The organism is Streptomyces sp. CBMA156, from assembly GCF_014596515.1.
In the GTDB taxonomy this organism is placed as follows: domain Bacteria; phylum Actinomycetota; class Actinomycetes; order Streptomycetales; family Streptomycetaceae; genus Kitasatospora.
Window position 1 is genome coordinate 1 of the sequence record NZ_MSJQ01000091.1, and the last position, 13,747, is coordinate 13,747.

The window sequence follows — 13,747 nt, forward strand, 5'->3', positions numbered from 1 at the left end:
GTGCGGTTCCGCGGGTGCGCCGGTCGTGACGACGGGTGCCCCGGTGCGCGGTGCGGTGGCCGCCGGCGCGGTGGCCGAGGGCGCGGTGGTTGACGGGGCGACGGCCGACGGTGCGGTCCGGCGGGAGCTGTAGCCGGTCAGCCGGACCCGGACCTCGCCGTCCTCGTCCACCAGGTCGATGTCGAGCCGGCCGAGCGGCCCGGCCCCGATGCCCCGCACCACGGCAGTCATCGCCGGGGTGCAGGGGGCGAACAGGTCGAGCCGCTCCAGCGCGAACGGCACCGCGGTGTCGTGCAGTCGGGTCAGGTGCGCCGCCACGGTGGCCTGGATCGCCGAGTCCAGCAGGGCGGGGGCGAGTGCCCCCGGCTCGGCCGAGCCGGGCAGGACCAGCTCGGCGAGCACCGTGTCGGAGCCCACGTGCGCCTGCCGGATCGCCCGCAGGCTCGGGCCGTGCTCGATGCCCTTCGACCGCAGCGCCTGGTGGATCCGTTCGCCGGTCACCGTCTCCCGGCAGTCGGCGCGCAGGGCGGCGAGGTCCACCCTGGCCGGGCGCGGGGCGTCGGAGTGCGCCACCGTACCCTCGCAGCGGACCGTCCCGCCGGTGGAGATCTCGAACCGGTGGCCGCCACGGGCGGCGGCCCGCAGGCCGACCAGCACCTCGACGGGCTCCGCCCCGACCTCCAGCGGCTGTACCCACGTCACGTTGGTCATCCGCAGCCGGGTGCCGCCCAGCGCCCGGCGGGCCAGCTCCAGATGGGCGACGGCGGGCAGGATGTGCCGGCCCTGCACGACGTGGTCGCGCAGCAGGCCGTCCGTCCGGGCGAGCGTGACGCGGTCGCGGCCCGCCGAGGGCCCGTGCCGGTCCGGGGTGAACGGGTAGGTCGGCAGCGGGACGATCCGGCCGCGCGACGGCGCCGGGGCGTCGCCCGCCGGACGGGCGGGCGCGTCGCCGTCGAGCACCGCGAGCAGTTCGGCGGTGTCGCTCACCAGGCACGCGAAGAGGTGCTCGAAGCGCCTGCGGCCGGCCCACAGGGTGTGGGCGAGGTCGCCCAGGTCCACCGACGGGTGGGCCCGCAGGTGCGCCGCGAGCCGGCGCCGCTGCTCGGCGAGCTGCGGTTCGGTCTGCGCCGACAGCACCACCGGGTGGTCCGTGCGCGGCGCCGGGGGCCGGACGACCGGCGGTGCCTCCTCGATGACGACGTGGGCGTTGGTGCCGCTGGCGCCGAAGGAGCTCACCACCCCGCAGCGCGGGCCGCCCTCGGGCGCGGCCCAGTCCCTGGCCAGGGAGTTGACGTAGAACGGGCTGCCGGCCAGCGGGACCGCCTCGTTCGCGGTCTCGAAGTTCAGCGAGCCGGGGATCCGCCGGTGCCGCAGCGCCAGCAGGACCTTCAGCACGCCCGCGATGCCGGCGGCGAACTGGGCGTGCCCGATGTTGGTCTTCACCGAGCCCAGCGCGCAGTACTCGGTGCGGTCGGTGCGGGCGCGGAAGACCCGGTCCAGGGCGCGGAACTCGATCGGGTCGCCCAGCGGCGTGCCGGTGCCGTGCGCCTCGACCAGTCCGATCCGCTCCACGTCGACGCCGGACCGCTCGTACAGCGAGCCGATCAGGTTCTCCTGGGAGACCGAACTCGGGGCGGTGATCCCGTTGGTGGCGCCGTCCTGGTTGACCCCGACGGCCCTGATCACGCCGTGCACGTGGTCGCCGTCCGCCAGCGCGTCGGAGAGCCGCTTGAGCACCACGACGCCGACGCCCTCACCGGGGACGAAGCCGTCCGCGCGGTGGTCGAAGCTGTGGCAGCGGCCGGTCGGGGACAGCATCCCGGCGCGGCCCGCGAGCCCGTACAGCCGCGGCGTGGACTGGACGAACACCCCGCCGGCCAGGGCCATCGAGGTCTCGCCGGACCAGAGGTCCTTGCAGGCCAGGTCGATCGCCACCAGCGAGCTGGAGCAGGAGGTGTCGACGGCGATCGCCGGGCCCTTGAGGTCGAGGGCGTAGCTGACCCGGCTCGGGATCACCGAGGCCATGTTGCCCCACAGGGCCTGGGCCGGGGCGTCCCCGTCGAGCAGTTCCAGGTAGTCCCCGGCCCAGGCGCCGACGTACACCCCGCAGGGGCGGTGCTCCATCCGGCCGGCGTACCCGGCGTCCTCCAGGGCCTTCCACGACTCCTCCAGCAGCAGCCGCTGCTGGGGGTCCATCGCGGCGGCCTCGGTGCCGGAGATGTTGAAGAACAGGGCGTCGAACTCGTCGATCCGGTCGAGGAAGCCGCCCCGGGTGCACGGGCTCACGCCGTCGAGGCGGAACCGGGTGGTGCCGGTGACCAGGTCGTCCCCGTGCTCCAGCCGGGTCCACAGCTCGTCGAGCGAGCCGGTGCCGGCGAACCGGCCGCTCATGCCGACCACCGCGATCGGTCCGCGGTCGGTGCTCTCCGGGGCGCGTTCCGCCCGTACGGGGCGGGGCTCCTGACGGACGGGCTCCTGACGGACGGGGGCCGGAGCGGGCTCGGGGACGTGGACGGGAGCGGGGGCCTCGGCGCGGGCGGGGGCGATGACGTCCCGGTACTCGGCGAGCAGGTGCGCGGCCAGCCGGTCGACCGTGCTGTGGTCGAACACCACCGTGGTCGAAAGGTCCAGCGCGAGCGCGGTGTTGAGCTCGTGGACCACCCTGACCCCGAGGATGGAGTCCAGGCCCAGATCGGCGAAGGCCAGCCCGCCGAGGACCTCGCCCGGGTCCAGCGCGAGGGCCGTGGCGACCTTCTGCCGCACCAGCGCGGGCACCAGCTCGTCCAGGTCGGCCGGTTCGTCGGCCGGTTCGTCGGCCGGTTCGTCGGCCACCACCGGCTCCGGCGCCGCGACGGGCACCGGAGCGGGTACGGGCACCGCCGTAGGCGCGGGCGCCGCCCCGGCCGGGGCCAGGTCGCCGATCCAGAACCGGTCCGCCGCGAACGGGTAGGTGGGCAGCGAGACCGTCCGCCGCGCCCCCGGATGCAGCCGCCGCCAGTCGACCGCGACGCCGGACGCCCACAGGGCCGCGATCTTGGTCAGCTCCCCGGCGGCGCTCCACCGCCGCACGAGCAGCTCCTGGAGCTCGCCGTCCGCGGTGAGTTCGGCGAGCAGCCCGCCGGAGGCCCCCGCGGTGCCCCGGTGTCCCCGGCCGGAACGCAGCGCGTCCCGCAGTTCCCCGGTGGAGGAGACCACGACCACGTACCGCTCGGCCAGCGCCTCCCGCCCGACCTGGAGTGTGTACGCGACCTCGGCCAGCGGCGTCCGCGGCTCCCGGTCGAGGAACGCGGCCAACCGGTCCACGGAGGCGGTGAGTTGTTCGGGTGTCCGGGCGGACAGGACGACGACCTGCTCGGCGCCGTCCTCGGTGCCGTCTGCGGGTTGCACGGGATACTCCTCGACGATCACGTGCGCGTTGGAGCCGCCGGCACCGAAGGAGGACACCGCGGCGATCCGCGGCCCCTCGCTGTGCCAGGGCGCCAGTTCGCGCTGGAGCCGGAAGGGGGACGATGCGAAGTCGATGTTCGGGTTGGGCTGTTCGGCGTGCAGGGTGGGCACCAGCTCCCGGTGCCTGAGCTGGAGCAGCACCTTGGTGAGGCCGGCCACGCCGGCCGCGGCCTCCAGGTGCCCGATGCCGGACTTCACCGAGCCGAGCGCACAGTACTGCCGGTCCTCGGTGTCCTGCCGGAACGCCCCGGCCAGCCCGGCGACCTCGATCGGGTCGCCCAGCTCGGTGCCGGTGCCGTGCGCCTCCACGTACCCGACCTGCCGGGCGGAGACGCCGGCCCGGTCGAGCACCCGGCGGATCAGCGCGCCCTGGGCGGTCGGGCTCGGCACGGTGTAACCGGTGCTGCGCCCGCCGTGGTTGACGCCGGTGGCGCGGATCAGCCCCAGCACCCGGTCCCCGTCGGCGAGCGCCCGGGACAACGGCTTGAGCAGCACGCAGCCGACGCCCTCGCCGGGGACGAACCCGTGGCCGCCGGAGCCGAAGCTGCGGCAGTGCCGGTCGGAGGAGAGCATGCCGGAGCGGCACAGCTCGACGTAGTCCAGCGGGTGGGAGTAGACGTTCGCCCCACCGGCGATGGCGACCTCGCAGGCGCCGCTGCGCAGCTGTTCGCAGGCCTCGTGGATCGCGGTCAGCGAGGCCGAGCACATGGTGTCCACGGTCAGGCTCGGTCCGCGCAGGTCCAGCAGGTAGGAGACCCGGGCGCTCAGCGAGGCGAACGACAGCCCGGGGACGACGAGTTCGCCCGAGGGCAGCAGGCCCGCCCCGTGCCGGGCGTGCCCGACCTTGGTGACGCCCGCGAACACCCCGACCCGGTGGTCGTGCTGCTCGGCGAGGCGCGCCCTGGTGTACCCGGCGTCCTCCAGCACCTCCCAGGAGGCCTGGACGAACAGCCGCTCCTGCGGGTCCATCGCGTACGCGTCGCGCGGGGCGATGCCGAAGAACCGCGGGTCGAAGTCCGCGAAGCCGTCCAGGAAGCCGCCCCACTTGCTGTAGCTGCGCCCGGTGGCGGCCGCGGTGCCGCGGTCGGCCTCGAAGAAGCCGTCCAGCGGCCAGCGGTCCAGCTCGCGGATGCTGTCGCGGCCGGCCCTGAGGTTCTCCCAGAAGCCGTCCAGGTCGGCGGCGCCCGGGTAGCGGCCGCTCAGCCCGATGACGGCGATGGGCTCGTCGGGGGCGACGGGCCGGCCTTCGACGGGCTGTGCGGTGGAGACGACGGTCGAGACGGAGGCGGGAACGCCGGCCGGGGCTTCGGCCGGGATGGCGTCGGCCGGCCGCTGCGGCGCCGGCTCAGGCCGTCGACCGGCGGCGAGCCTGGCGGCCACCGCCCGCAGGGTCGGGTGCTCGTAGAACAGGGTCGAGGAGACCTCCGGGTAGAACGGGGTGAGGGCGCGGTTGAGCTGGAGCACCATCACCGAGTTCAGGCCCGTCTCGACGAACGACCGGTCCGGGTCCACCTCGGCGGGGGCGAGCCCGCTGACCTCCGCGAGGACCTCCCGCAGGTGGTCCAGCACGGCGCGCTCGGACGGTGCGGTCGCGGGTGTGGCCACGGGCGGTGCCACCGGGACGGCGGGCAGGCCGTGGTGCACCCACACCTGGTCCGCCCCGGTGTGCCAGGCGTCGACCAGGGCGGCGAGGCCGGTGCCGGTCGGCATCGGCACCAGCCCGCGGTCCTCCCGCAGGTAGGCCAGGGTGCGCTCGTCGACGGCCATGCCGCCGTCCTGCCACAGCGGCCAGGCGACGGAGAGCGTCCGGCCGCGCCGCTGTCCGCGGGCGACCGAGGCGTTCCGCGCGGCGGCGAACTCGTCCAGGAAGGCGTTGGCGGCCGCGTAGTCGCACTGCCCCGGGTTGCCGGTGATCCCGGCGCCGGAGGAGTAGGCGAGCAGGAACTCCAGCGGGCAGTGCGCGGTGGCCCGGTCGAGGTGGACGAGTCCGTCCGCCTTGGCCCCGAGGACCTCCTCCCACTGTTCCGGGGTCTTGTCCGCGAGCAGCGCGTCGCGGACCACGCCCGCGGCGTGCACCACTCCGGTGACCTCGCCCGCCTCGGCGACCAGGTGGCGGACCTCCTCCCAGCGCGAGACGTCGGCCCGGACGTAGCGGGCGAACGCGCCGGCCCGGCGCAGCTCGGCGAGCAGCGCCGTCACCCGCTCGTCGGCCGGGGACCGGCCCGCGAGGACGAGGGTGGGCCGCCGGACGTCGGCGGCGATCCGGCGGGCCGTCGCGGCGCCGATGCCCCCGGCCCCGCCGGTGACGAGGTAGACGCCGCCGTCCCGCCACGGCGGGGCAGGGTTGCCGGCGGCGGGGCCGGCCTGGGTCCAGATGCGGGTCTGCCGGACGCCGTCGTGGTAGCGGACGAGGTCGTCCGCCCCGTCGGCGTTCTCCGCGACCACCGCGGCCGGGTCGGCGGCCGCGGCGCCGTCCACGACGATCACCTGACCGAGGACCCGGGGGTCCTCCTTGGCCACCGAGCGCAGCAGCCCGGCCAGGGCGGGGGTGTCGGTGACCACCTGGACCAGCACCGTGCCGTCCTCGGCCGTCAGGCCCCGGACGGTCTCCAGCAGCTTCCAGGACAGGTCGCGGAACCGGCTCTCGGGCCGCCGCTTGGCGGTCTCCAGCCGGATCGCCCCGGGGACGTCCCCGGCGATGCCGCACAGCACGACCGCGCGGCGGTCGTGGCGGCGCCCGGGCGCGGCGGGCGCCGGGGCCCACTGCGGGACCGACAGGGTGGTGACGGGTGCCTCGGCGCGCTCAGTGACCGGCTCAGTGACCGGCTCGGCGGCGGGCTCGGCGAGGGGCCGGGCCACCGGCCGATCGGCCGGTCCCGGGACCGGTCCGGTCCGGGGAAACCAGAACCGGTCCCGGGCGAAGGGGTACCCGGGCAGGTGCACCCGCCCGGGCGGGGGGCCGCCGGCCGGGACCGACGGGTCGACGGCCTCACCGGCGATCCAGCGCGCCAGCGTGCCGGAGGCCTCGCCGCGTTCGCCGGTGGTCACGAACGCCCGCAGGCGGTCGGCGAGTTCGGCCGGGGAGGACACCGTCCAGCCGATCCGCTCGGCCATCTCCTCGCGGCCGGCCGTGAGGGTCCGGGCGACGGAGCGCAGCGACACCCCGTCCCCGTCCGAGGACTCCAGGAAGGCCAGCAGGTCCCGGGCCCGGTCGGTCAGCTGCCGGGCCGTACGGGCCGACAGCGGCACCGCGACGTCCCCGGAGGGCCCGCCCCGCTCCGCACCGTCCCGGACGTACTCCTCGACCACGACATGGGCGTTGACGCCGCCGAAGCCGAAGCTGCTCACCCCGGCGCGCCTCGGCGCCTCGTGGCCGTCGCGGTCGCGCGGGCGCGGCCACGGCTCGTTCTCCCGGACGAGGTGGAAGGGCCCGTCGGCGAGCTCCACGAACGGGTTGACCCGCCGCAGGTGCCGGTTGGCGGGCAGCACCCCGTGCCGGAGCGCGAGCAGCACCTTCAGCAGCCCCGCGATGCCCGCCGCGGACTCCAGGTGCCCGATGTTGGTCTTGACCGAGCCGAGCCCGCAGGCGCCGTCGTCGCTGCGGCCGAGCCGGCGGAACGCCGTGCGCAGCGCGCGGACCTCGACCGGGTCGCCGAGCGCGGTGCCGGTGCCGTGGGTCTCGATGTAGCCGATGGTGTCCGGGTCGAGGCCGCCGACCGCGGCGGTCACCAGCTCGGCCTGGGCGTCGGCGTTCGGCGCGGTGAGCGAGTTGGCCCGGCCGCCGTGGTTGTAGGCGCTGCCCCGGAGCACGCCGAGGATCGCGTCGCCGTCCCGCTCGGCCGCCGCCAGCGGCTTGAGGATCACGGCCCCGACGCCCTCGCCGCGCACGTAGCCGTCGGCGTCGGCGTCGAAGGTGCGGCACAGGCCGTCCGGGCTGAGCATCCCGGCGCGGTGGGCGCTGACGAAGGTGCCGGCGTCGAGCAGGACGTTCACCCCGCCCGCGATCGCCAGGTCGCACGCGCCGGACCTGATGGCCTCCATGGCCCGGTGCACCGCCACCAGCGAGCTGGAGCAGGCGGTGTCGATGGGCTCGCTCGGGCCGCGCACGTCGAGCAGGTAGGAGATCCGGTTGGCCAGGATCGAGTGGGTGTTGCCGGTCGCGGTGAAGGCGTCCGGCAGCACCCCGCCGGTGTTGAGCAGCGTCGCGTAGTCGTTGCCGGTGACGCCGATGAACACCCCGGTGTTGGCGGGGAGTTCGCTCGGCCGGTGGGCGCTGTCCTCCAGCGCCTGCCACACCGTCTCCAGCACCAGGCGGTGCTGGGGGTCCATCAGCTCGGCCTCGCGCGGCAGGATGCGGAAGAACGCCGCGTCGAAGGCATCGACGTCGTCCAGCACGCCCATCCGCTGGGGGAAGTCCAGGCCGGCGATGGTCCGGCGCTGGTCCTCGTCGTAGCGGTCCAGCGGGAAGCCGGTGACGGAGTCCCGCCCGGCCACCAGGTTGGCCCAGTACTCGGTGAGGTCGCGGGCGCCGGGGAAGCGTCCTGCGGCGCCGATCACGGCGATCGGCAGCAGCGGGTCCGTCCCGGCACGGGGTGACGGTGCCGGTGCGGGAGCCGTGGCGGCCGCGGTGACCGGCGCCGTGACGGCCGCCGCGACGGTCGCGGGACGGGCCGTGTCGAGCGGCGCGGCCGCGACCCCGTGCTCGTCGACCAGGTGGGCGCCCAGCGCCTCCAGGGTGCTGAGGTCGAAGAACACGGCCGGGCTGACCCTGGCGCCGAAGCGCTCCTCGATCTGCTCGGCGAAGGAGACCAGCGAGATGGAGTCGAAGCCGAACGCGTCCAGGCCGGTCCTCGGGTCGAGTTCGGCCGGCTCGAACTTCAGCAGCCCCGCCGCGATCTCGCGCAGCACCTCCACGACGCCGGACGCTGCCGGCCCGGTCGCGGCGGTCGTGGCTGCGGCGGTGGTCGGGGTGGTCGTGGTCACGGCAGTCGTGGCCACGGCCGGCTGAACAGCGGCCGGCCGAACCACGGCGGGCTGCGCGGCCCGGTGGCCGGCCGAGGCGGTGCCCCCGGTGCCGTACCGCACGCCGTCCAGCACGCCGAGGACCTCGCCGGAGCCGTCGGCCAGGACGATCCGGTCCCCGCCGAGGACGACGTGGGCGACCGGACCCCCGGCCCGGACGGTGACCTCCCCGATCCGGTTGGGCGCGACCCGCGGCCACTCCGGATCCCCGGCCCGGCGCGCCGTCCACTGCACGCCCAGGGCGATCGCGGCGAGCACGGACGGTTCGATGCCGACGTTGCGCCGGACGTGGTCCTGCTGGAACTCGGGGCTCGACAGGTGCAGCACGGTCCGGCCGTCCCTGGCGGTGGACACCCCGTCGACGCCGCAGGAGGCGGGCCGGGGAACGACCCCGCCCTCGGCCAGTCCGGCCAGGAAGCCGGCCCGGTCCAGCAGCGGCCGCAGGCCGGTGAGGTCGATCCGTCCGGCCGGCGGCGCAGTGGCCGGCCGGACGGTGAACTCCACGGCCGGCGGCCCGTCCCCGGCCCGCACCAGCCCGTGGCCGTCGGCGAACTCGGTGACCAGGCGGTCGGTGGCCGACCAGTCGACCGGACGCAGCACCCGCAGGTCGTGGACCGCGGGCTCGTCGGCGAACCCGGTGACCTTCGCGGTGGCGAGCGCGAGGTCCACGGCGAAGGTGGACACGACGACGGGCACCTTGTCCTGCCGGTAGGTGTAGTCCAGGAGGTCGTCGAGGCGGATCTCCGCGGTGTAGCGCAGCCCGCGGACGTCGGACTCGTTGCGGCCCAGGAACGGGTGCAGCCGCTCCCGGTGGGCCAGCGGGGCGAGCACGGACGGCGCGTCGGGCTCCTGCTCGACCCAGCAGCGCACCTGCTCGAAGGGGTACGGGGGCAGCGGGACCCGGCGGGCCGTGGGCAGCCGGTCCCAGTCGACGCCGCGGCCCGCGAGCCAGGGCCCGGCCACCTCGTGGTCCGGCAGCTCCCGCCGGCCCGCCAGGTAGCCGTCGACGGCGGCCAGCGCGGAGGCCAGGTCGGCCGCCACGAAGGCCCAGCGGTGCGGCAGTTCGTTCTTCCCCACCCGCAGGGTGAAGGCGATGTCGGGTAGGTCGGCCTCGCGGGCCCCGGCCAGGTGGCCGCGGAAGACGGCCAGGTAGCGGCCGAGGGCGGCCTCGTTCATCGCGGAGAACACGAACAGCTGCTCGCCGAACGGCTCCCGGCGCACCGGGTGCGGCGGGTACTCCTCCAGGATGATGTGCGAGTTCATGCCGCCGGCCCCGATCGAGGTGATCCCGGCCCGGCGCGGATGGGTGACCTGCCGTCCTTCGACCGTGGTGACGACGGGCTGCCAGTCGGCGAGGGTCTGCTGCACCCGGAACGGCGTGTCCGCGAAGTCGATGTCCGGGTTGAGCTCCGTGCTGTGCAGCGAGGGCACCAGCTTGCCGTGCCGCAGTTGCAGCAGCACCTTCGCCAGGCCCACCATCCCGGCGGCGGCCAGCAGATGGCCCATGTTGGCCTTGACCGACCCGAGCGCGCAGTACTGCCGGTCCTCGGTGAACCCGCGGAACGCCGTGGTGAGGGCGCGCACCTCGATCGGGTCGCCCAGCGCGGTGCCCGAGCCGTGGCCCTCCACGTAGGTGATCGTCCGCGGGTCGATCCCGGCGTCCTCGACGGCCTTCTCGACCGCCCTGGCCTGCATGGCCGGGCTGGGCACGGTGAAGCCGTTGCGGGCACCGGCGTTGGACAGGGCGGTGCCCTTGATCACGGCGTACACGTGGTCGCCGTCCCGCTCCGCGTCGACGAGCGGCTTGAGCACCACCGCGCCGACGCCCTCGCCGAGGATGGTGCCGTCCACGCCGACGCCGAAGCTGCGGATCACGTCGGAGGTGCCGGTGGTGAAGTGCTCCTCCGAGGAGGTGACCAGGTTGTACGGGTGCAGCAGCAGGTTGACGCCGCCCGCGACCACCATCGAGCACTCGCCGGCCCGCAGCATCTGCACGGCCTGGTGGACGCAGGTCGAGGAGGCCGAGCACATGGTGTCCAGGAAGATCGACGGCCCGGTCAGGCCGTAGAAGTAGGACAGCATGTTGGGGATCGTCCCGGTGTAGCTGCCGCTCTGCGGCGCACCGCGGGTGAGGCTGTTCTGGAAGCCGTACAGGTTGTAGTGGTTGCTCATCGTCCCGACGAGCACGCCGACGTCGCCCTGGTAGCGCCGCCGGATGGTCTCCCGGGAGTAGCCCGAGTCCTCCAGCGCCTGCACGCCGGCCTGGAGGAACAGGCGTACCTCCGGGGACATCTGCTCGGCCTCGCGCTTGGAGATCCGGAAGTAGCGGGGGTCGAAGGCGTCGATGTCGCGCAGGAAGGTCCCGGTGCGGATGACGCTCTTTCCCCGGACGGACCGGTCGCTGTCGTGGACGATGCCGTGGTCCCAGCGCTCGGCGGGGATCTCCTCGAAGCTGTGCCGGCCGTTCTCCAGCAGCTCCCACAGTTCGTCGAGGGTGTCGGCGCCCGGGTAGCGGCCGGACACCCCGATGATCGCGATGTCGTGCCGGTCGTCCCGGTCCCGCCGGGGCCGCGCCGGCGCCGCGGGCGCGGTGACGGCGGCCTGCCCGCTCTCCTGCACCGCCGAGGTTTCCGGCACCGCCGACGGCTCGGACACCGTCGGGGACTCGGACACCGCAGGGGGCTCCGGTACGGCCGCGCCGAGGACGGCCTCCAGCTGCTCGCGCCGGGACTCCACGAAGTGGGCGGCGACGTCGGCGATGTTCAGGTACTCGAAGAAGATCGTCTTGGAGAGCGGCCCGAACAGCTTCTCCAGCTCGGTGGTCACGCCCATGATGCTCAGCGAGTCGATGCCGTACTCGATCAGGTTGGTGGCCGGGTCGAGGTGCTCCGGGGGGTGCCGGAGGACCTCGGCGACGACCCGCCGCAGCAGTTCCTCGGTCCGCTCGGTCAGGTCCCCGCCGTCGGAGCCGGAGGCCGCAGGAACCGCGGGAACGGCCAGGGCCACCGCGGGAGGGGCGGCGGCCGTCCGGGCCGCGAGCGTCGCGCCGGCGCCGTAGCCGACCACGACGTGGGCCGGGGCGTCGGCGGCGAGCGCCCGGCCGAGGACGAGCAGCCCGTCCTCGGTGGGCAGCGGCTCCCAGCCGCGCTCGCGGCGCATCGCCTCCCGGCCGGCCGCGTCCATCGTCATGCCGCCGTCCGCCCACAGCGGCCAGCCGATCGCGACGGTGCGGCCGCTGCGCTCCCCGGCGTCGACCAGGGCCTGCCGGTGCCCGGCGAAGGCGTCCAGGAACGCGTTGGCCGCGGCGTAGTCGGACTGGCCCGGGTTGCCGTACACCGAGGCGACCGAGGAGAACAGCACGAAGTGGTCGAGGCCGAGGTGGCGGGTGGCGGCGTCGAGGTTGAGGGCGCCGCGGATCTTGGGCGCGGTCACCGTGCGGACGTCGGCCAGGTCCTTGCGCACCAGGTACTGGTCGCGCAGCACTCCGGGCGCGTGGACGACCCCGTCGAGCGAGCCGTGGTCCCGCAGGATCGTCTCGACCGCGGCGCGGACCTCCTCGGCGTCGGTGACGTCCACCGGCAGGTAGTGGGCGTCGACGCCGTCGGCGCGCAGCGCGTCGAGCGAGCCCGACGCGGACCGGCCGCTGAGCACGACCGTGGCCTGGGCCCGGCCGTAGTAGCGGGCGACGTGGGGGCCGAGGCCGCCCAGGCCGCCGGTCACCCAGTACACCCCGCCGGTGCGCAGCGCGGGCACGGCGGGGCCGGCCCCGAGCGGCGTCTCCACCGGCTCCAGCACCTGCCGGACGCCGTCGGCCGCCCGGCGGACCTCGCTGTCGGCGCCGTCGTCGGCGCACTCCTCGCGGACGATCCGCTCGACCGTGGTGTGGCCGGCCGCGTCCAGACCGTCGACCCGCACCACCCGTCCCGAGACCAGCGGGTTCTCCGCGGCGACGGTGCGGAACAGGCCCGCGAGCGGCCGGTGGAAGTGCGCCGGGACGCGTCCGTCGACCAGCACCACGAAGCGGTGCTCCGTGGTGGGCCGGGAGGCCAGCACGTCCCGGACGGCCGCGAACACCGCGTCCGTCACGGCGTCGACGCCCTCGGCCGGGGCCGACGCGGAGACGCCGGGCAGCGCGGGGGTGTGCGGGGTGCGGTCGGCGGCGCCGGGGAGCAGCGGCCGGTCCGTCCACCGGGTGGTGGCGGTGACGACGCGCGGGCCGGCGCCGGTGGCGCGCTGGGCCAGCCCGCGGAGCGTGGCGTGCACGGTGCCCTCCCGGTCGCACAGGTCGATGTCGAAGGTGGCCACGGTTCCCGAGCCGCCGGTCCGCCGGACCGAGGCCCAGCTCTCGGCCGGGCACGGCCGGTGGACCAGCACCTCGTCGAGGGCCAGCGGGAGGGTCGGGCCGTCCTGGTCGCCCATCAGGGAGACGGAGACCTGGAAGGCCGCGTCGAGCAGGCTGGGCGGCAGCAGGTGGCCGCTGCCCTCGGGCTCGGTGGCCCGGATGCGGGCGAGCGCCCGGTCCGCGCCGGTGCGCAGCTCCCGCAGCGCGCGCATCGCCGGGCCGTACTCCAGGCCCTGGGCGCGCAGCCGTCGCTGGACGGTCTCCGGGTCGGCCGCGTCGGGGCAGGAGGCGCGCAGCGCGGCCAGGTCGAGCGGGGCCGGCGGGGCGGGCGGCACGAGGCCGGCGCGGCCGGTGCCGTGGACCGTCCCGTCGACCCGGAACCCGACCGCGATCCCGTGCTCCCCGGGCGTCAGTTCGACCTGGACGTCGACCGGTTCCCCGTCCACGGTGACCGGCCGCAGCCAGGCCAGGTCGTGCAGCCGGACGGTGCCCTCCCCGGTGGCGGAGCGCTCCACGGCGGCCCTGGCCATCTCGACGTAGGCGGCGGCGGGCAGCACCCGCCGGCCGCCGACGCGGTGGTCGTCGAGGAAGGGCTCGGCGCCGGTGAAGGTCGAGGTGTAGCGCTGCTGCGCCAGGTCGGAGGTGTTGCGGTGGACGAGCGGGTGCAGCTGCCCGACGGCGGGGGCGACGGGCTCCGGCATCCGGTACCAGTGCCGGTCCCGGGCGAACGGGTAGGTGGGCAGCCGCACCCGGTGGGCCCCGGGGTGGTGCGGCCAGCCGGCGTCCCCGCCGCCCAGCCAGTCCTCGACCGCCGTCATGACCTCGGGGCCGGCGCCGGCCGGGTTGACGGACCCGCCCGCGGCGAGCGCGCCGGAGGCGAGCGACTCCAGGGCGGCGGCCAGCTGCTCCCGGTCGGCGACGACCAGGGCGGCCCGG

The 13,747-nt window shown here is 75.7% G+C and carries 1 protein-coding gene; it reads right to left on the reverse strand.

Annotated features, from left to right (window positions below; genetic code table 11):
* Positions 1–13,747: SDR family NAD(P)-dependent oxidoreductase (locus BU198_RS07870; RefSeq protein ID WP_188296116.1), on the reverse strand; the 13,747-nt coding region annotated here is incomplete at both ends.